Annotated in this window: 18 protein-coding genes and 1 other annotated feature; of the genes, 17 read left to right on the forward strand and 1 reads right to left on the reverse strand. The window is 29.3% G+C overall.

Annotated features, from left to right (window positions below):
* Positions 1–37: 37 nt before the first annotated feature.
* The 12 genes from IC174_RS05760 (at position 38) to IC174_RS05815 (ending at position 13164) form a co-directional block, all read left to right on the forward strand.
* Positions 38–865, forward strand: a complete 828-nt coding sequence (locus tag IC174_RS05760) for an XdhC family protein (RefSeq protein ID WP_227432959.1) — start codon at positions 38–40, stop codon at positions 863–865.
* Positions 865–1626 (forward strand): SprT family zinc-dependent metalloprotease, encoded by a 762-nt coding sequence (locus tag IC174_RS05765; protein ID WP_227482360.1) that lies wholly within the window; start codon positions 865–867, stop codon positions 1624–1626. Before IC174_RS05760 ends, IC174_RS05765 begins: the two co-directional genes overlap by 1 nt.
* Before the next feature lie 154 nt (positions 1627–1780).
* Positions 1781–2039, forward strand: a binding site (T-box leader).
* Positions 2040–2152: 113 nt separating this feature from the next.
* Positions 2153–2392: an ACT domain-containing protein gene (locus IC174_RS05770; RefSeq protein WP_227432962.1), complete on the forward strand. Its 240-nt coding sequence runs from the start codon at positions 2153–2155 to the stop codon at positions 2390–2392.
* Between the two features lie 295 nt (positions 2393–2687).
* A complete protein-coding gene (gene ilvC, locus IC174_RS05775) occupies positions 2688–3707 on the forward strand; it encodes a ketol-acid reductoisomerase (protein WP_255606542.1) in 1020 nt (339 codons plus the stop codon).
* A 50-nt stretch (positions 3708–3757) separates the two neighbouring features.
* Positions 3758–5446 (forward strand): biosynthetic-type acetolactate synthase large subunit, encoded by a 1689-nt coding sequence (ilvB, locus tag IC174_RS05780; protein WP_227432964.1) that lies wholly within the window; start codon positions 3758–3760, stop codon positions 5444–5446.
* Positions 5447–5666: 220 nt separating this feature from the next.
* On the forward strand, positions 5667–6344 hold the full coding sequence (locus tag IC174_RS05785) for a manganese catalase family protein (protein WP_227432965.1): 678 nt from the start codon (positions 5667–5669) through the stop codon (positions 6342–6344).
* Between the two features lie 177 nt (positions 6345–6521).
* On the forward strand, positions 6522–8558 hold the full coding sequence (locus IC174_RS05790) for a thioredoxin domain-containing protein (RefSeq protein ID WP_227482361.1): 2037 nt from the start codon (positions 6522–6524) through the stop codon (positions 8556–8558).
* Between the two features lie 384 nt (positions 8559–8942).
* Positions 8943–9644, forward strand: coding sequence for a response regulator transcription factor (locus IC174_RS05795; RefSeq protein ID WP_227432970.1), 702 nt, complete (start codon positions 8943–8945; stop codon positions 9642–9644).
* A gap of 7 nt (positions 9645–9651) precedes the next feature.
* Positions 9652–10569 carry a sensor histidine kinase gene (locus tag IC174_RS05800; protein WP_227482362.1) on the forward strand — a complete coding sequence of 306 codons (918 nt, stop codon included), beginning with the start codon at positions 9652–9654 and terminating at the stop codon, positions 10567–10569.
* Between the two features lie 157 nt (positions 10570–10726).
* Positions 10727–11650: an ABC transporter ATP-binding protein gene (locus IC174_RS05805; RefSeq protein ID WP_227432974.1), complete on the forward strand. Its 924-nt coding sequence runs from the start codon at positions 10727–10729 to the stop codon at positions 11648–11650.
* The gene (locus IC174_RS05810) at positions 11643–12380 is read left to right on the forward strand and encodes an ABC transporter permease (RefSeq protein ID WP_227432975.1); all 738 of its coding nucleotides are present in this window, start codon (positions 11643–11645) and stop codon (positions 12378–12380) included. The genes IC174_RS05805 and IC174_RS05810 overlap by 8 nt, the downstream gene beginning before the upstream one ends.
* A gap of 10 nt (positions 12381–12390) precedes the next feature.
* Positions 12391–13164, forward strand: a complete 774-nt coding sequence (locus tag IC174_RS05815; RefSeq protein WP_227482363.1) for an ABC transporter permease — start codon at positions 12391–12393, stop codon at positions 13162–13164.
* A gap of 669 nt (positions 13165–13833) precedes the next feature.
* Here IC174_RS05815 and IC174_RS05820 read toward each other — a convergent pair.
* Positions 13834–14400 carry a MarR family winged helix-turn-helix transcriptional regulator gene (locus tag IC174_RS05820; RefSeq protein WP_227432977.1) on the reverse strand — a complete coding sequence of 189 codons (567 nt, stop codon included), beginning with the start codon at positions 14398–14400 and terminating at the stop codon, positions 13834–13836.
* A gap of 280 nt (positions 14401–14680) precedes the next feature.
* Between IC174_RS05820 and IC174_RS05825 the strand changes: the two genes are divergently transcribed.
* From IC174_RS05825 to IC174_RS05845, 5 genes are all read left to right on the forward strand, one after another.
* A complete protein-coding gene (locus IC174_RS05825; protein WP_227432979.1) occupies positions 14681–15622 on the forward strand; it encodes an alpha/beta hydrolase in 942 nt (313 codons plus the stop codon).
* A gap of 127 nt (positions 15623–15749) precedes the next feature.
* Positions 15750–16961 carry a helix-turn-helix domain-containing protein gene (locus tag IC174_RS05830; RefSeq protein ID WP_227482364.1) on the forward strand — a complete coding sequence of 404 codons (1212 nt, stop codon included), beginning with the start codon at positions 15750–15752 and terminating at the stop codon, positions 16959–16961.
* 298 nt (positions 16962–17259) lie between these two features.
* Positions 17260–18057: a 3D domain-containing protein gene (locus tag IC174_RS05835; RefSeq protein ID WP_227482365.1), complete on the forward strand. Its 798-nt coding sequence runs from the start codon at positions 17260–17262 to the stop codon at positions 18055–18057.
* 110 nt (positions 18058–18167) lie between these two features.
* Complete coding sequence (locus IC174_RS05840; RefSeq protein WP_227482366.1) at positions 18168–18758, forward strand: SGNH/GDSL hydrolase family protein; 591 nt, start codon at positions 18168–18170, stop codon at positions 18756–18758.
* 62 nt (positions 18759–18820) lie between these two features.
* Entirely contained in the window at positions 18821–20518 is a 1698-nt protein-coding gene (locus IC174_RS05845) for a phospho-sugar mutase (RefSeq protein WP_227482367.1), read from the forward strand.
* Positions 20519–20616 lie beyond the last annotated feature (98 nt).

Here is a 20616-nt window from a genome sequence, read left to right on the forward strand (position 1 = left end):
ATAGAAGATTTTTAAATAGACTAGTAAGGAGAAATATATGAATATATATGAACAAGCGATAAAGTTAATAGAAAATAATGAGGACTTTGCATTTGCTACAATAACTTCTCACTCAGGTTCAACACCACGTGAAACTGGAGCAATGATGATTGTAAAAAGTGATGGCTCTATATTTGGTTCTGTAGGTGGGGGAAGTGTAGAAGCAACATGCATAAAACATTCAATTAATGTTATAAAAAATAGAGAGTCAATGTTGTATAAATTTACTCTAAATAAAACTGATATAGCAAAGCTTGGAATGATATGTGGTGGTACTGGAGAAATACAGATAGATTTTATTGATAGTAATTTGAAAAGCAATTTAGAAAGATTTAATAAAAACTTAAAAGAAAATATAAGTAAAGCATATATATTTGGTGCAGGTCATATTTCAAAAGATGTAGCAGTAATATTATCACTTCTAGAGTTTAGAACAATAGTAATAGATGATAGAGAGGAATTTGCTAATTCTGAAAGATTTCCACACTCAGAAGTGGTAGTTTTAGATTCTTTTGAAAATATACCAGATTTTCCAATTGATGAGAATAGCTATATAATTATTTTAACGAGAGGTCATCTATATGATTCAAGTTCATTGGAATGGGCTCTTAAAACGAATCCTTGCTATATAGGTATGATTGGAAGTAGAACAAAAATTGGATTGACATACGAAAAACTTATGAAAAAGGGGTTCAGTAAGCAAGAACTAAATAAAGTACATGCTCCAATAGGAATAAAACTAGATGCTCAAACACCAGCAGAAATAGCTGTGTGTATAGCAGCTGAACTTATAAATTGTAGAGCAAATAAGGAAAAAAGAAATTAATGAAAATGATGAGCAAAGGTTATCAGATTTTAAATATTAATTTTAAAAATAAAGAAATAGAAGCAGTATTACTGTATAAAAATAGAAAAAATATTTGCATAAAAATAGACTCATTTGGCAAAGTAGTTGTAATAAGTCCACCTAAAGTTTCTAAAAAAACAATAGAAGAAATAATAATTAAAAAAGGAGACTGGATACTTAAAAAATCTGGTGAGTATAAAGACAGAGAGGAGGCATACAAGCAAAGAACATTTATGACAGGTGACAAATTTCTTTATCTTGGTGAAGAATATTGCTTAGTTGTAAATAAAACTTTGGATGATTGTGCGAAAAAAAGTAAGTGTAAAATAAATCTTGAAGAATATAAAATAATTGTTAAAACAAATGACCTAAGTAAAGATTTTATCAAAAAATCTTTACAGTGTTGGTACAAAAATGAAAGTCAAAGAATTGTTTCAGAAAGAATCGATTTTCTTAAGTCGAATTGTGATATAATGAAGCAACTAACACCAGTTAATGTAAAAGTAAAAGAACAAAAAAGTAGATGGGGGAGTTGTACATCTCAAAAAAATATTTATATAAATTCAAAAATATCTATGGCGAGATTAGATGTAATTGACTATATAATAGTACATGAGTTTAGTCATTTATTACATATGAATCACTCAAAAAAATTTTATGATTTGGTAAAAAATATTATGCCAGAGTATAAAGATAAAGAAAATTGGCTTAAAAAAAATGGATATAAGATAATAATATGAAAACGATTATTTCAAATGTTCATTTAAAATATAAAAAAGTGATTATTGCGAAGAAAAAAAATAATCTGAAAATTTTAAAAAAGTCGTTGACATTCCAAAAGATAGATAATATAATCTATATTAACAGCAAAACAAAGTTAAAAAAATTAGATAGATAAAAGCAATGACAGAGACAACAATACTAATAGAGTTATCTACAGAGAACCAATGTTGCTGAGAATTGGTGTTAACAGTAGTATAATGATCACTCTGGAGCTTTTGTACTGAATATATTTTAGTAAGTACAAACGTCTGCCAACGTTATATGGCTAAGGTTAAGGTAATCAATTACCCGACCTGAAAAAAGAGTGGTAGATATATTTTTTATATCTACAAATAAGGTGGTACCGCGGAATTTAACTTTCGTCCTTATAAGTAATATTTATATTGCTTATAAAGATGAAAGTTTTTTTATTTTGAGCGATATAAAAGATTAATCCATATAAAATTAATGAAAATAATAATAAAAAATAAGGAGGAGTTTTTTATGGAAAATACTGTATATGCTAAATTAAACCAAGGAATAGATTCTTTTTTAAGAGTGGCGATGACACTTAGAAGAAGAGAAGTTGATATACAATCAATAAGTATGACTGTAGATAATATGAATAATTCAGGTATAAAATTGATAGTAAATGAAGAAAAGACATCTCTAGATAGTGTCTTAAATCACATGAAGAAACTACATGATATAAGAGAAATAACTGTTGAACAAGTAAGACACTAATTAAATATGACTTATAAAAATTAAAAACTAGTATGAAGAAACTAATGTTTAAATAAAAACTAAAGAAAAATATTAGATGAGAAAAATTTTAGATTAAAAATACGATTATTATTGAAATTATAAACCTATTACAAATTCTAAAAACTGAAAATTATAAATATTAAGATTATTAAAACTATAAATATTGAGATTCTGAAGATTAAAATTCTATAAATTAGAAAATAAAGTTTGTTAAGTAGCATAGAATCAATGATAATGAGTATAAATTTCTAATAAAAATAAATATCACAAAATAATTGAGAGAAAATATTGGGAGGAAGTAAAGATGGCAAAGATGTATTATGAAAATGATGTAAATTTAGAGGTTTTAAAAAATAAAAAGGTTGCAGTTTTAGGATATGGAAGTCAAGGTCATGCACATGCACAAAATCTTAGAGATAATGGTGTGGATGTAGTGATAGGACTTTATGATGGAAGTAAGTCAGCGCAAAAAGCAAAGGAAGATGGATTTGAAGTAAAAAGTGTAGCAGAGGCTACGAGAGAAAGTGATTTAACAATGTTGTTAATGCCTGATGAAAAGCAAAAGAAAGTTTATGAAGAAAGCGTTAGAGATAATTTAAAAGAAGGTCAAACATTAGCATTTGCACATGGATTCAATATACACTATAATCAAGTACAACCACCAGAATTTGTTGATGTTGTAATGGTAGCTCCTAAAGGACCTGGTCACTTAGTTAGAAATGTATTTACTAAAGGAAGTGGAGTTCCAGCATTGTTTGCAGTATATCAAGATTACACTAAAAAAGCCACAGAGACAGTTTTGGCATATGCAAAAGGAATAGGAGCTACAAGAGCAGGTGTTTTAGAAACTACTTTTAAAGAAGAAACAGAAACTGACTTATTTGGAGAGCAATCAGTACTTTGTGGTGGTATAAGTGAACTTATAAAATTAGGATATAAGACACTTGTAGATGCAGGGTATCAAAAGGAAGTAGCATATTTTGAATGTCTACATGAAATGAAACTAATAGTTGACCTTATATATGAAGGTGGATTTGAAAGAATGAGATACAGCATAAGCGATACAGCAGAATATGGAGATTATGTATCTGGTAAAAGAGTAATAACTGATGCAGCAAAACAAGGTATGCAAGATGTATTAGAAGATATACAAAATGGAAAATTTGCTAAGGCATGGATTAAAGAAAATGAAGAAGGGCGTGAAAACTTCCTAAAAACTAGAGAAGCAGAATATGCTACAGAAATAGCTGAAGTTGGTAGAAATTTAAGAAGTATGATGTCATTCTTGAAATAAATATATTAAATGGATTAGTTTGAGGGAAAGAGTGGTGCATAGTAGTGCGTATGAACGGAGCAAAGGTAATTTTAGAATGTTTAAAGAAAGAGGGAGTTGACACAATATTTGGATATCCTGGTGGAGCAGTAATACCTCTTTATGATGCTCTATATGATTATACAGATTATTTTAAACATATAAGGACTTCACATGAACAAGGTTTGGTTCATGCAGCAGATGGATATGCAAGAAGCACTAATACAGTGGGGGTTTGTTTTACAACATCTGGACCAGGAGCAACGAATGCTATAACTGGTATAGCAACAGCCTTTATGGATTCTTCTCCTATGGTTGTAATTTCAGGTCAAGTTCCAACTAGTTTATTGGGGAAAGATTCTTTTCAAGAAATTGATATAACTGGAGCAACCTTATCTATGACAAAGCACAATTATCTAGTTAGAAATACTAAAGAGTTAGTACCTACAATAAAAGAAGCTTTTAAAGTTGCAAACTCAGGTAGAAAAGGACCTGTACTTGTGGATGTTCCAAAGGATTTGTTTTTAGCAGAAATGGATTTTAATGATGAGGACTATGGTTTATGTCAAATAGATGAGTATATGGATTATAAGGATGATTTTGACTTAGATGATGAAAACAACTTTAAACTTTTAAAAGATGCAGTGGAGATGATAAAAGAGTCTAAAAAACCTATAATATATGCTGGTGGAGGTGTTAAATCATCCAATAGTGAAGAAGTTCTTGTAAAATTTGCAACTAAGATAGATACACCTATATTAAATACACTTATGGGACTTGGAAATATAGATAGAAAAAATGAATTATCTCTTGGAATGGTTGGAATGCATGGAAGTAGAGAAAGTAACTTAGCACTTTCTAATTCAGATTTAGTGATAGCGATAGGTGCAAGATTTAGTGATAGAGTAATAAGTAAAAGTTCTGAATTTGCTAAAAATGCAAAAGTAATACACATAGATATAGACCCATCTGAAATAAGTAAAAATATAAAGTCCAATATATCTTTAGTTGGAGATGTAAAGATGGTTCTTAGTCTACTACTAGAAAGAGTTGAAGGTAAGGACAATAGCAATTGGAAAGAGGAAATAAAGACCTTTAGAAAAGGTGAGGGTGTAGAGGAAAAAGAGTTTCATCCACAGAATATACTTAGAAAAATAAACGAAAAATACGAGCAATTGGCAAATCCAACTGTAGTTGTTACTGATGTTGGCCAGCACCAAATGTGGTCTGCAAAGTATTGGGATTTTAAAGGAAATAAAAGTTTTATAACATCAGCAGGTCTAGGAACTATGGGATTTGGTCTAGGAGCAGCTATTGGAACTAAAGTTGGTAATTTAGATAAAAATGTAGTTTTAGTTACTGGTGATGGAAGCTTTAGAATGAATTGTAATGAGTTAGCTACAGTTGCAAATTATAATGTACCTATGCTTATTTTATTGCTTAATAATAGAACTCTAGGAATGGTAAGACAATGGCAGAAATTATTTTCTAATCAAAGATACTCTCAAACTGATATTAATGAAAATGTAGACTATGTTAAGCTTGTAAATGCTTATAATATAGATGGATATAAAGCATGTGATATGGAAGGATTAGAAAGAGTTTTGGATGCAATAGATTTTAATAAACCTGTGTTTTTACAATGTGATATAGATAAAGACTATGATGTTTATCCTATTGTAGCTCCTAATGATGCATTAGAAAATTTGATATGTAACTAAAAATTGATACTGAATATTGATAAAGTTTTTTATTAAACTTTTATTGATATTCAGTTTTTTATTTTACAATAATCTCAAGTATAGATTAATATTTTTTAGTTTTATAATAATTTAATTCATGTATGATAAAGTATTGATTAAATATTAATGATGGAATTTAGAATAATAATGTAACTTAAGTAAATAATAATTCTGAATAATAATTTACGGAGGTATTTATATGTTTAAGCATGATAAAGCTTTATTAAAAGAAGTAAAAGTAGAAAGACCAAACCCTCAATATGCCGTTTTGATGCAAGAACAGTTAGGTGGTGGAAATGGAGAATTAAAAGCAGCAATGCAATATTTAGCTCAAAGCTTTAGAATAAAAGACCCTCAAATAAAAGATTTATTTCTTGATATAGCAGCAGAAGAACTTAGTCATATGGAAATGGTAGGTCAAACTATAAATTTATTAAATGGGCATGATGTTGATTACAAAGCAGTTGATACAGGGGAAATCGAAACTCATGTCTTAACTGGATTATCACCAGTATTAATAAATTCATCAGGAGCTCCATGGACTGCTGATTATGTTACAGTTACAGGTGATTTAGTAGCTGATTTACTTTCAAATATAGCTTCTGAACAAAGAGCAAAGGTAGTTTATGAGCATCTATATAGACAAATTGATGATAAATATGTAAAAGAAACAATTGATTTTTTACTTAATAGAGAAGAAGCACATAATGCTTTATTTAGAGATGCTTTAAACAAGGTTAAAGATACAGGTTCAAACAAGGATTTTGGAGTTACAGAAGATTCTAAGTTATACTTCGATTTATCAACTCCAGGACCAAATCATGATACTAAGATAGATATCAATCCTCCTTCTTTTGAAAAACCTTTAAAGAAATAGCTTGATATTTCTTGTATTGTTTTGTTTTGGTAGGTATTTTAAAAATTATTTGCCTAGAGGAATTAAGTAGATAAAAACTTAAATATATACAGTTAAAAATGGGTATATGCTTATTATAAGTGTATATCTATTTTTTTATTGCAAAACATATAACAAAATAATAAATGAGGTGGTATTATGGCAACGAATAAAAAACCTAATAATTTAATAAGTGAGAAATCTCCATATCTTCTGCAACATGCATATAATCCCATAAATTGGCATAGTTGGAATGACGAAACTTTTAAAAAGGCAAAGGAAGAAGATAAACCGATATTTTTAAGTATTGGATATTCAACTTGCCACTGGTGTCATGTTATGGAAAATGAATCTTTTGAAGATGAAGAAGTTGCTGAAATAATGAACAAAAACTTTATAGCAATAAAAGTAGACAAGGAAGAAAGACCAGATATAGATAGTGTGTATATGACAGTTTGTCAAGCAATGACAGGTAGTGGTGGATGGCCAATGACTATAATAATGACTCCTGATAAAAAACCTTTTTTTGCAGGAACTTATTTTCCAAAATACTCAAGATATAATAGACCAGGTGTTATAGATTTATTGGAAAATGTATCTGACAAATGGAATACAAATAAGGATATGCTTATAAAATCTGGAAATGAAATAGTAGAGGCTCTTAAAGATGATTTTGGAGTGAAAAATACAGATGGTGATTTATCAAAAGATATGTTGAGTTCATCAGTTAGAATATTTAAAACTATTTATGATGATAAATATGGTGGTTTTGGTAATGCACCTAAGTTTCCAAGTCCTCAAAATCTTATGTTTTTGATGAAATACTATAGTATAGAAAAAGATGAAGATGTATTAAAAATGGTGGAAAAAACTTTAGATGGAATGTACAGAGGAGGTCTATTTGACCATATTGGATTTGGTTTTTCAAGATATTCCACTGATAAAAAATGGTTAGCACCTCATTTTGAAAAGATGCTATATGACAATGCTATGCTTACAGTTGCATATTTAGATGCATACAAGATAACCAAGAAAGAGTTATATAAAGAAATTGCTATAAAAACTATAGATTATGTAATTAGAGAGATGCAAGATAAAGAAGGTGGATTTTATTCAGCACAAGATGCAGATAGTGAGGGCGAGGAAGGTAAATTTTATACATTTAATCCACTTGAAATAATTGATATATTAGGTGAAGAAGATGGAAAATTCTTTAATGATTATTTTGATATAACTAGTAGTGGAAATTTTGAGGGGAAAAGTATTCCTAATCTCATAGAAAATAAAGAATATGATAAGTATAATGAAAGAATAGCTAATTTGAGTAAAAAGGTATTTGAATATAGGAGAGAAAGAACTTCTTTGCATAAAGATGATAAAATTCTGACATCATGGAATGCATTGATGGTAGTAGCTTTAGCAAAGGCTTATAAAACTCTAAAAATGGATAGATATTTAGAGTATTCAAATAAGTGTATTGATTTTATAAATAGTAATCTTGTGAATAAAGCAGGTAGATTATTAGCTAGATATAGAGATGGTAGTGCTGATTATTTAGCATATTTGGATGATTATGCATTTTTGATATGGGCATATATAGAACTTTATGAATCAACATTTGATATAAAGTATTTAGAAGAGGCATTAAAATTAAATGAAAGTTGTATTGAGCTTTTTTGGGACTATGAAAAAAGTGGATTTTACCTATATGGTAAAGATAGTGAAAATTTAATAGCAAGACCAAAAGACTTATATGATGGAGCTATTCCATCAGGTAATTCTGTACAATTATATAATCTTATAAGACTTGCAAAAATTACTGGTGACAATAAACTTGAAGAATTGTCATACAAGCAATTAAAGCTTTATTCAGATAGTGTAAAAAATTCACCAACAGGATATAGTTTTTATATGCTTTCATTAATGTATGAACTTTATCCTACAAAAGAAATCATATGTATTTTAAAGGAAAACTCTGATTTAATTGGTTTTAAGACTTTAGTAAGTGAAAATTTTTTACCAAATTCAACTTTTTTAGTAAAAAAATACAATGAAGAAAATACTAAGATAGATTTTTTAAATAATTATAGATTAAAAAACGACAAAACTACTTATTATGTATGTCAAAATAATAGTTGTAGTCAACCATTTAATGATTTACAAAAGCTAAATGATATAATTTTTATGAGAGACTAATTATAATGTTGAAAGAACTCAGTATTGATATTTGATACTGAGTTCTTTTTGCAATAGTTATTCACCTAGTTACATTTTACTGTTCTCCTTTCTTTTTAGGGATATTTACGTAGTTCTTATTATTAGGCAAAATAAATCATGGTATTCGCACTCCATTTCTTGATTTTATCTGGTTCTCCATATATAATATATGCTGATATATTATAACGAAAGAACCATTTGAATATGGAATATATGTCTTGCCCCTAAGTGGCGATAAAATGGGGCATTTCTGAAAGATGGTGCAAAATATACTGGAATTTTCAAAAATTGATTATATGTGGCTAATACTAAAAGACTCTAAAAAGTCGTATAGTAGAACAAAGAGGAGAAAGGAGCTATAATATGAATAATGTTGTGATTATAGACGATGACAAAGAGCTTTGTGCTCTTATGAAAAAATGTGTAGAGCAAGAAAATTTATCTGCTATTATTGCACATGGAGGTGTGGAGGGATTACGCCTGACTGATGAAAACAAAAATAGCTGCTCTCTTGTGATTTTGGATGTAATGATGCCAGACATAGATGGGTTTCAAGTTCTGAAAAAAATTAGGGAAACAAGTAATGTCCCAGTACTTATGCTTACCGCTAAAAGTGACGAGAATGATAAAGTTTCTGGGTTGCGTCTAGGTGCTGACGATTATCTAACAAAGCCATTCTGCATAAATGAGCTTATGGCTCGTATCAATTCTCTTATTCGCCGTTATACTATGTTAAACCCTACTTTTGTAACAGATACAGATTGCATAATAATAAAAGGCATGGTTATTGACAGAACAAATCGCGTTGTTTCCGTTGACAATATTCCTGTTCAGCTTACAAGCAAAGAATTTGATTTACTTTCTTTTCTGGCTTCTAATAAAGGACGAGTGTTTACCAAAAAACAGATTTATATGCAAGTGTGGGGAGAAGAATATGCTTTTGACGATAGTAATATTATGTCTTTTATCAGTAAATTACGGAAAAAGATTGAAGCAGACCCTGGACATCCATTTTATATTTTGACAGTCCGAGGTGTTGGCTATCGTTTTAATAAGGAGGCATAACCTAAATATGAATGTTTATCTGCTTTTTGCATTTGCTCTTGCTTTAATTATTATAGTGTATCTCGTTTCTATTTTGTGGCGTGTCCGAACACAGCTTGCACTTATAAAATATGCTTTAGAAGATATAAAAAACGGGAACCTTAACCGACGTGTTTTAACAAGGAAGAGTGATATAACAAGACAAATTTGCTATGATATTAACGAAATTGCAATCAACGGTCAATCACAGCTTATCCAGCAGAAACAATCGGAACAAGCATACAAACAGCTAATGACAAGTCTTTCCCATGATGTAAAAACTCCACTTGCTTCTTTGGTTGGTTATTTGGAGGCAATCGAAACTGATATTGTTGTAGGAGAAGAAAAGGACGAATATATACATGTTGCGTATAATAAAGCCCAACACTTAAAACATTTTGTAGAAAATCTATTTGAATGGGTGAAATTGGATTCTAGGGAACAGATTTTTCATTTTGAACTTTTCGATTTGAATGAATTATCTCGTAATATTATAGCTGATTGGGTTCCTATTTTAGAAAAATGCCATTTTGAATATGAAATTGATATACCTGAAACTGAGTATGCTATGCACATAGATGTAAACGCATATACCCGCATTCTTAATAATCTATTACAAAATATCATTAGGCATAGTGATGGAGATAAAGTAACACTACATATTTTTGAAAATGAACAGCAAGTCAAAATTGTAGTAGAAGATAACGGGAAAGGAATATCTTCTGATAATCTCCCACATATCTTTGAAAGAATGTATCAATGTGACCATTCTAGGTCATCAAAAGGTAATGGCTTAGGATTGGCGATTGTAAAAGAACTTATCAATGTTCACAAAGGAACGATTACCGCCAACAGCACCATTAATATGGGGACTATATTTACAATATTGCTTCCGAAAGCTCTGTAAAATGCAGGGCTTTCTTTCTGCTAAAACAAGATAAAAGCAAGGTTTTAGCAAGGTTTTGGCAAGGTTTATGTTGTATACTTCTAATTGTGATTGTTTCTGATATTCTATCAGTTATCACATGACAAAAGTAGTTTTATGGAAAGTGAGGAAATTTTATATGAATGATTTTGTGATTGAAACAAAACATCTGACAAAAGTTTATGGAGAACAGGAAGTGGTTAGCAAAGTCAATCTCCATATTAAAAAAGGTCAAATTTATGGTTTGTTAGGACGCAATGGAGCTGGTAAAACCACGATTATGAAAATGATTTTAGGACTGACGCCTATCACTTCTGGCGAAGTAACTGTATTCGGAAAAAATATCAAAGGTAGAGAAAAACAAATATATCCCCGTATTGGCGCAATTATTGAAACACCAGGATTTTATCCAAATTTAACTGGAACAGAAAATCTTGAAATTTTTGCGAAGCTGCGCGGCACAGCCAGCCCACACGCAGTTGAAAACGCATTGAAAATAGTAGGATTGCATTATAAAGACAAAAAGCTGTTTGGTAAGTATTCACTTGGAATGAAACAGCGTCTGGGAATTGCAAATGCTATTTTACATGACCCAGAAGTGCTGATTTTGGATGAACCTACAAACGGTCTTGACCCTATTGGCATTGCTGAAATGAGAGATTTTATTAAACATTTAAGTGTTGAGTGCGGAAAAACGATTCTTATTTCAAGTCATATTCTTTCGGAAATTTCATTATTGGCTGATGATATTGGAATCATCAACAATGGTGTCCTCTTGGAAGAAAGCAGCATGAGCCAACTAGAAAAGAAAAATCGTAAATATATACTGCTGCAAGTGTCAGATACTCCAAAAGCTTTACTGATTTTAGAGCGTCAATTCAACTTAAAAGATTATTCTGTTCAAGACAGCCATAGCTTACGTATTTACGACACTAATCTGAATATGGGTGAAATAAATAAAGCCCTTGTTATGCAGAATGTTACTGTAACTAGTTCGGGGATTTGTAATGATACTTTAGAGGACTATTTCAAAAAAATTACAGGAGGAGAAGGCATTGCTTAAATTTATTCAAACAGAATTTCTTAAACTGCGCCGCAAGAAACTTATTTGGTTAATGTTGTTAGCTACTCTCATTATGCCATTTTTCGCACTATTATATTTCAAGCATTTGGGAGAAACTGATGTTGACCCAATACAATTTTATAAATGGTCTGCGTTCAGTTATACTATTTTTATTATTTTGCCTGTCGTTTTGGGAATGCTTTGTACGATACTTATGCGCGAAGAAAATCAGTATGATATACTCAAACAACTTTTGATTGTGCCTATAAGCAAAATGGGATACTTTTTCAGTAAATTTTTTGTGGTTTTGATTTACTCTATTTGTTTCATGCTGATTACAGCCATTGCTTCTATTATATTCAGTATACTTCCTGGATATGTCGTATTTGAATGGGGAAGCGTTTTATATTTACTGAAAAAATGTTTGGAATTTGGTGTTATTATTGCTTTTGTAATGCTACCAATTTTAGCAATCGCTGTGTCGCAAAAAGGATACATTCTCCCAACTTGTATAACATTGGTGTATGCCTTTTCTGGTTTTATCTTAATGACAGTAAATATGTATTTACACCCGTTATCCAGTATGGCAGTTATCGTTATGCGAAATAAAGATATTCCAGGTCTTGTATATACACAGGCAATTAACATTCCACTTGCATTTCTTTGTATTTGCATTTGGGATATTGTTTCAATAGTACTTGTAAATATAGCATTAAGAAAAAGAAAGTGAGGTATGAATCATGCAAAAATTACTTTGGGCTGAAAGCCAAAAGCTTCGCCGTTCAAAGGTTGTTTGGATTGCAGTTTTTGCAATAGTTATGGTAGCTACTATGATTTTTGCAGGAGGACAAGGTGTGCATGATGGACCAGATTTACATTATGGATTAAAAACTGTATATGAGGGCTCTCGGTATATAGACAATGCAGGGTGGTATATGGACGAAGTTCAACCCTGGGCAACTTTTTTTGTTCTTCCAGCAGTCATTGCCCTTTTAGGGAGTTATATGATTTGTCGTGAAGAAGATGATGATACCATAAAATCTCTGCGCCTAATTCCTGTAAATGAAGCAAAATTAACCATTGCAAAAATGATTGTTACTTTTGCATTTAGCATACTCCTTTATTTGTTGCTCTTTGCCATAACATTTTTGACTGAAGTTATTTTACATCTTTCCGATTTATCAGTAGAACTGATTTTAAGTTCTTTGAAAGAATATTTTTTAGGTGGTGTAGGTGTATTCCTTGCAATTTCACCCATTATCGCGCTGGTCTCACGTATGAAAAAAGGGTATTGGCTTGCGTTAGTATTTACTGAAATTTATTCTGTTACTGGACTATTTGCGAGTATGTCAAATACTCTAAAAACCTTTTATCCTATTTCAGCTATATTTAACTTTTCTGGTTACCACATAACCACTGTAGGAAAAATAATGGGGAGTACTATAATATTGTTGCTGTGCATCTGTCTTTCTGCCTTTATACTGAAAGGGCTAAAACATAGTGAAGAAAATTGAAATAGGTAATATCAAAATGAAGAAGATGAAAAAGCTGATTATGCTTATTGTATTTCTATTGCTCTTTGATATGCTACACTGTTATATCGAATGGAAATTCAACAATGACTCACCTAAAGGGATAATAGAACTAATAGATGAGTGGACTGACCAGATTGGTCTGCATCATGTGATGGGTGTATTTTTTTATTCGAAAATGCAACTGGAATCATTTCTGTGTGGCGACTAAGAGTGAAAAGTAGAAGTTCCTATCAATTCTCTCCCTTTCAGGCTGGAAGTAGAGTGAGAAATGATGAAGCCATTTGAAATTTCAGACAATCATAGAAAACCAGTTTGGTTACATCTATAGATAATTCATCTATGTATTTTAATGTAAGAATAAGCTTATAATGTTTGAGAATCTTATCTAAGCAACTTACTATAATCTGATTTTCATAATCTCGCATGATTTCAAGTTCAATGACCTTAATACAGTCAACAAAAGACTATAAAAGTTATTCAAATTTATAAAAGGATAAATAGATTTAACGGCGATTTTGCAAAAACTAAAGTCGCCGTTTTCATGTTTTGATTTATATTATACAAATATCTATATTTCAAACCTCCATCTTTAATCTCATGAGCATTTAAAAATATTGTGATATTATAGATAGCTTTTTCATTATAATATTAATCTTTTTTATTTACTTTGTTTCTTCTTCTTGAGAATTCTTTAAGTGCTTCAGCTTTAATTTTATCAAGTTCTTCATCCTCCATAAAATTAGCATCGTCTTCAAATCCATCTTGTTCTTCGCCATTAAAACGATACATTTTTTTTAGTAAACTCCACAAGGTTTCTAATTCGTCTTGAGTAAACTCATGAAATACATCTGCCATAAAATTTATTCCAACTCTACTACATTTAATCATGACTTGTTTTCCTAAATCGGTAACCTTTACATTAATTGCTCTTTTATCATTTGGGCTTGGAACTACCTGAACATATTCATTTTTTTCAAGGTTAGCAACTATTCTATTTATATTTTGTTTACTTGTACCCATTTTTCGTGCAATATTATTTAATGTTGTTTCTTCTTCTGGTAAGTGAAGAATAGATAAAATAGTCATATATTGTCTTGAAGTAAGTACATCAAAATACTTATCGCCTTCTATTTGTATTTTGTTTGTAAGAGTAAAAAGAGTTGCATATGTTTGATTCATTAGAAACAATTCTTTCAATTCATTTGAATAATCCATAAAATATCTCCTTTGTATTTAGATACTATTTTGACGAAAACAGAATATCACGAATTGAATATAATGTCAATATGATGTCCAAGTATAGTTAAATGTTCTCTCTAAATAATTAATATTCAATAACTAAATTATTATATAGTTATTTAGAGCAACACTTGTATAGCAATTTATGCTAATAATTAATAAGTAAGAAACTTATATAGAACGTTTTGACTTGAAAATTGTAGTAATATAGTATATAAGTTAATATGTTGAATAAATTCAGGCTGGAGGAGTAATTATGAAGTGTACAAATTTTACTTTCAAGGGAAAAGAAGATTTAGATATATATACATATAAATGGGAAGATGAAAGTATAGAAAACCCAAAGGCAATTGTACAAATTGCCCATGGAATGGCAGAAACTGCACAACGGTATGAAGTTTTTGCTAAAGAGCTTACTAAAAATGGATATATAGTATATATAAATGACCATAGAGGACATGGAAAAACCGCAAAGACAGTAGAGAATGTTGGGCATCTAGCTGAAAAAGAAGGTTTTAGATGCCTTGTAGAAGATATGAATACTTTAACAAGTATTATAAAAAAGGAAAATAAAGATTTGCCAATTTATTTATTTGGGCATAGTATGGGGTCATTTGCGAGTCAAAGATACATAATGGATTACAGTGATAATTTATCTGGTCTTATATTATGTGGTTCAAATGGAAAACAAGGTATTATTCTAAATTTTGCTCATCTAATAATTAATCATGAGATTAAAAAGTATGGAAGAAATTCTCGAAGCAATAAAATAAATGATTTAATATTTGGTGGAGAAAGCATAAGAAGAAATAAAAATACTAAATTTGATTGGTTAAGTAGAGATAAAGAACAAGTTGAAAAATATATAAATGACCCATTTTGTGGGGTGGTATGTACTTGTGGCTTTTTTTATGATTTAGTACAAGGATTAAAAGAAATAGAGGATAAAGAAAACTTAAAAAAGATACCACTTGATATTCCTATTTATATAATATCTGGAGATAAAGACCCTATAGGTAAAAATGGTAAGGGTGTCTTAAGGCTAAGGGATAGATATATAAAATTAGGAGTAAAAGATGTAACATGTAAACTCTATAAAGATGGAAGACATGAATTATTGAATGAGATAAATAAAGAGGAAGTTTTTGAGGATGTTATTTGTTGGCTAAATGAAAAATGGGAATTTTGTAGTCAATGAAATAAGCTTTTAACTTATAATTTAACCAATAGTTAAATTATAGGTTTTTTGTTAACTTTACCTCAATTTACTAATAAATGCTTTTTTAATATACTTAAATTAAGAGATATACATTAAGGAGGTATATATGCGAATTAAAATAGGTGAAGTCATACAAACATTGAGAAAAGAAAAAAGTTTAACACAAGAACAATTAGCAAAGTTTATAGGAGTGTCAACACCAGCAGTATCTAAATGGGAAAGTGGAAACTCTTATCCAGATATAGAACTATTGCCAGTATTAGCAGATTTTTTTAATGTATCTGTTGATAAACTTTTAAACTATAAAGTAGATTTAAGTGAAGAAGAAGTAATGAAAGTCTATAAAGAACTAGAAGCAACTCTTGCTAAAGTAGAAATTGATTTATTAATAGAGGAACCATTAGAAGAATTTAAAGAAGATTTAGAATCTGTAGAAAGACTTGCTAATATGTATATGGAGAAATATCCTCAAAGTTATCTGCTAAAGTTAAAAATAAGTTCACTATACCAAATGTATTCATATAAATTTGGTAAAGATAAATTCAATAGTAAAATTAAAGAAACAACAAATATTCTTGAAGATATAGTTAGAAATACAGATGATATTCAGATTAAAGAAACAGCGCTTCTTATTTTATCAAATGCATATTATATGTTAGACGATTACGAAAAGGCAGAATTATATTTAAATATGATACATAAACCAATAGGAGACACAAGTGTTAATTTAGCTATGATATATTTAAGTCAGAATAGATTGGATGAAGCAGAAACATTACTTCAAAATAAATTATTTAGCGATGTATTTAATGCAACTCTGGATTGTAAAGGATTAATTAATGTATGTAAAAACAAATATAAAGAATTAAAGAAAGAATTAGATGATGGAAGCTATAACAAAAAAACAACAGAAAAAGAAATGGAATATATAAAAAATAAATCATTAGGATATGCAAATATATCTTTAGAAATAAAGAAAAAATTTAGTGAAAATAGAGGAGCTTTTTTTGGAATATACATGGACTACATAGAGTTATCTTTAAATTTCTTATTTTTTAATATGAAAGAAGAAGCTAAAGAAGCTTTATATGGTTTAAATGAAATATTAGAAAAATATCACCTACATGAAAGTTCAGATACAAGTCAAATGATGTTTTTTGATAAAGTAAAATCTAGAAATTCATATACTTTTAATGTATATACTAATCTACTTATCATGTTTAATGATAATAGTTTTAATGAATTAAGAGAAGAACCAATTTTTGAATCTATAATTAAAAAGGTTTCAGAATTGGAGAAAATGTTAAAAGATAAATAAATGTTTAGTGTGACGAACTGAAATTAGTAAATAAAAAGCTGGAAATCAGGATACTTAATAAAGTAAATATCTTGTTTCTAGCTTTTTATTTGCATGAAATAAGTTATCAAACATAGAGATTTAATTTGTATGAAATAAGTCATTAACCGTAGAATATAAAAAAATTATGAATAAAACAAATTTAGAAGTTACAAAAAAGTTACATAAATTTAGAAAGTTATAATATACATATATAATATAAGATTAAAACTGTAATAAATAAGTTAATTTAAAATTTGAACATGAAAGGGGAAATATTATGGAGAAAAGAGAAAAGAAAATAATAATATCATCTTTATTAAGTGTATCAATTTTAATGAGTTTAGTAAGTATATATTCTATATTAAATAAAGAAGAGATAAGTCTAACTGTTAAAGGCCAAGAACAAAAAGTGTCTTCATTTAAAAAGACAGTTGAAGAACTTTTGGATGAACAGGGAGTGAAATACAATTCTGAAGATAAAATTAATCCAAGTTTGAATACAGAATTAAAGGATAACATGAAAATCAAGGTTGTTAAAGTAACTAAAAATCAAAAAGAAGAATTTGAAAAAATACCATTTGACACAAAACATGTGAATGATAGCAATTTAGTAAAAGGAAAATCTAAAGTCTATCAGGAGGGAATAGAGGGAGAGAAAAAACTAGTCTATAATTTAACTTACCATGATGGAAAGCTAGTCAAAAAAGTCTTATCAAAAGAAGTGATTTCTAAAGAACCAACTACAAAAATTATAAAAAATGGAACTAAAGAAAAAGTATTAATTGCATCAAGAGGAGCAAATACAAGAGGAGGAAAACATATGAGAGTAGTTGCTACTGCATATGCAGGAGATACTATAACATCTACTGGTACAACACCAAGATGGGGGGTAATTGCAGTTGACCCAAATATAATACCATATGGAACAAAAGTATATATACCTAGATTAGGTATGACATTTGTTGCAGAAGACTGTGGAGGTGCAATTAAAGGGAACAGAATAGATATATTTATGAATAGTGAAGGAAAAGCATCTAATTGGGGGAGACAGAGTCTAGATGTATATGTGTATTAATTTAGTGAATATAATAACTTTACTTAGAAGGAAAAAAAGTATAAAATATGAATTAATTAAACTGTTAGATTATTCTTAAAACAGAAAAAACATAGCTAAGGGGGGATAAGATGAAAATAGTCTGCTTAGGAGACAGTTTAACATATGGATTTGGAGTATCACGAAGTAATTCATGGACAAACATTGTGAGTCAGGAGACTGGTTTAGAAATAATAAATAAGGGTATAAATGGTGATACAACAAGTGGTATGTTAGTTAGATTTAATGAAGATGTTTTACAGAATTCTCCCGATATGGTTTTTATAATGGGTGGTACTAATGATTTTATTGCTGGAGCAGGAAATGAAGTTATTAATTCTAATATAATGGCTATGGTACATCAAGCATATGCAAAAAATATTATACCAATAATAGGTATACCACTGAGACCAGATATTCCAAATGTTAGGGAAGATTGGAGTAGCTTTACGGATTTTAATACAGTATCAAAAAAGTTAGAGTCATATAATTATTGGATAAAAAAATTTAGTGTGACATTTAATACTGATTTTGTAGATTTTTATTCTGAATATAATAAGAGTATGGAAAAAAAAGGATATAAAAAATTATATTTTGATGGATTACATCCAACTAAGGAAGGTCATAGAATAATTGCAAATATTTTTATTAAGTCAATTAATAAGTATATAGAAGAGTCATAATTATATAAAAAAGGTTTATCTATGCAATTATAATAAATGGATAAAATAGGGAGGATTTTATTATGGATTATACTAAAACTTATGAAGAATGGGTAAAGAGTTCATATTTTGATGAAGATACAAAACTAGAATTAGATAAAATAAAAGATAATGAAAAAGAGATAGAAGATAGATTTTATAAAGATTTAGAATTTGGAACGGCTGGTCTTAGAGGTGTAATTGAAGCAGGAACTAATAGAATTAACAAATATACAGTTAGAAGAGCTACTTTTGGATTGGCAAACTATATACTAGAAAATACTACAGAGGAAGAAAAAAATAGGGGCGTAGTAATAGCTCATGATAATAGACATAAATCTAGAGAATTTTGTATAGAATCTGCAAATACATTAGCAGCGTGTGGTATAAAGGCATATATATTTGATAGTTTAAGAACTACTCCAGAATTGTCCTTTGCTGTTAGAAATCTAAATGCAATAGCAGGGATAGTTATAACAGCTAGCCATAATCCACCTGAATACAATGGATACAAAGTATACTGGGAAGATGGGGCACAAGTTATGCCAGATATTGCAAATGCAATAACAGAAAAAGTAAATAGCATACATGATTATAGTATAATACCAACTTTAAATGAAGCTAATAAAAATTTAGTAGTCTTATTGGACGAAACACAGGATACTGAATTTATAGAAGCTGTAAAAAGTCAAGTTATAAGAAAAGATTTAGTAAAAAGCGTAGGTAAAAATTTTAAAATAGTTTATACACCTCTTTGTGGAACTGGCAATATTCCAATAAGAAGAGCATTAAAAGAAGTAGGATTTGAAAACATATTAGTGGTTCCAGAAGAAGAAAATCCAGACCCAAATTTTGCAGGGCTTGACTACCCAAATCCAGAAGAGAAAAAAGCTTTAAACAGAGGAATATTGCTTGCAAAAGAAAAAGGAGCAGACCTTGTAATAGCAACTGACCCAGATTGTGATAGAGTAGGTGTAGCTGTAAGAACCACTACAGGGGAATATGTATTACTTACAGGGAATCAAATTGGTGGAATGTTGACACACTATATAATAGAAGGCTTAAAAGAAAATGATCAATTAAAAGAAAATCCTACAATGATAAAAACTATAGTTACATCAGAATTTGGAGCGGATATAGCAAAAGAAAATAATGTTGATGTACTAAATGTTCTTACAGGTTTTAAATTTATTGGTGAAAAAATAAAATTATTTGAAGAAAATAAAGATAGAAATTATGTATTTGGATATGAAGAAAGTTATGGTTATTTAGTTGGAACTCATGCAAGAGATAAAGACGGTGTTGTTTCATCATTATTAATATCTGAAATGGCAGCATTTTACTATTCAAAAGGCATGAGCTTATATGAAGGCTTAATAGAACTATATAAGAAATATGGATTCTTTAAAGAGCAGACTATATCTTTAACTTTAAAAGGTATAGAAGGTGTGGAAAAAATAAAAGAGATAATATCTTATTTTAGAGAAAATCAAATTGATTGTATAAATAATATAAAGGTAATTGATAAAAAAGACTACAAAAATGGTGTAGATAATCTCCCTAAGTCTGATGTTTTAAAATATTTCTTGGAAGATGAGTCTTGGGTAGCTATAAGACCATCTGGGACAGAGCCAAAGCTGAAATTTTATATAGCTGTAAAAGGAACTAGTGATGCTGAAGCAGATGAAAAGCTTAGAGGTTTAAAAGAATATATAGATATTATGGTATCAAAATTAAAATAAAATAGACTAAATTGCTACATAAAAGAATAATAAATAAGTATTAAAGATGCAATTTTATTTGTATTTAAATAAAAGCATTATAAAAAACTGGTTGACAT

Origin of the sequence: Clostridioides sp. ES-S-0001-03, assembly GCF_020676075.1 — a bacterium.
Lineage (GTDB): Bacteria > Bacillota > Clostridia > Peptostreptococcales > Peptostreptococcaceae > Clostridioides.

Excerpts from the sequence above, each read along its gene's own strand:
- IC174_RS05760 (WP_227432959.1), top strand. The coding sequence starts at position 38 with ATGAATATATATGAACAAGCGATAAAGTTAATAGAAAATAATGAGGAC.
- IC174_RS05765 (WP_227482360.1), top strand. The coding sequence starts at position 865 with ATGAAAATGATGAGCAAAGGTTATCAGATTTTAAATATTAATTTTAAA.
- IC174_RS05770 (WP_227432962.1), top strand. The coding sequence starts at position 2,153 with ATGGAAAATACTGTATATGCTAAATTAAACCAAGGAATAGATTCTTTT.
- ilvB (WP_227432964.1), top strand. The coding sequence starts at position 3,758 with ATGAACGGAGCAAAGGTAATTTTAGAATGTTTAAAGAAAGAGGGAGTT.
- IC174_RS05785 (WP_227432965.1), top strand. The coding sequence starts at position 5,667 with ATGTTTAAGCATGATAAAGCTTTATTAAAAGAAGTAAAAGTAGAAAGA.
- IC174_RS05790 (WP_227482361.1), top strand. The coding sequence starts at position 6,522 with ATGGCAACGAATAAAAAACCTAATAATTTAATAAGTGAGAAATCTCCA.
- IC174_RS05795 (WP_227432970.1), top strand. The coding sequence starts at position 8,943 with ATGAATAATGTTGTGATTATAGACGATGACAAAGAGCTTTGTGCTCTT.
- IC174_RS05800 (WP_227482362.1), top strand. The coding sequence starts at position 9,652 with ATGAATGTTTATCTGCTTTTTGCATTTGCTCTTGCTTTAATTATTATA.
- IC174_RS05805 (WP_227432974.1), top strand. The coding sequence starts at position 10,727 with ATGAATGATTTTGTGATTGAAACAAAACATCTGACAAAAGTTTATGGA.
- IC174_RS05815 (WP_227482363.1), top strand. The coding sequence starts at position 12,391 with ATGCAAAAATTACTTTGGGCTGAAAGCCAAAAGCTTCGCCGTTCAAAG.
- IC174_RS05820 (WP_227432977.1), bottom strand. The coding sequence starts at position 14,400 with ATGGATTATTCAAATGAATTGAAAGAATTGTTTCTAATGAATCAAACA.
- IC174_RS05825 (WP_227432979.1), top strand. The coding sequence starts at position 14,681 with ATGAAGTGTACAAATTTTACTTTCAAGGGAAAAGAAGATTTAGATATA.
- IC174_RS05830 (WP_227482364.1), top strand. The coding sequence starts at position 15,750 with ATGCGAATTAAAATAGGTGAAGTCATACAAACATTGAGAAAAGAAAAA.
- IC174_RS05835 (WP_227482365.1), top strand. The coding sequence starts at position 17,260 with ATGGAGAAAAGAGAAAAGAAAATAATAATATCATCTTTATTAAGTGTA.
- IC174_RS05840 (WP_227482366.1), top strand. The coding sequence starts at position 18,168 with ATGAAAATAGTCTGCTTAGGAGACAGTTTAACATATGGATTTGGAGTA.
- IC174_RS05845 (WP_227482367.1), top strand. The coding sequence starts at position 18,821 with ATGGATTATACTAAAACTTATGAAGAATGGGTAAAGAGTTCATATTTT.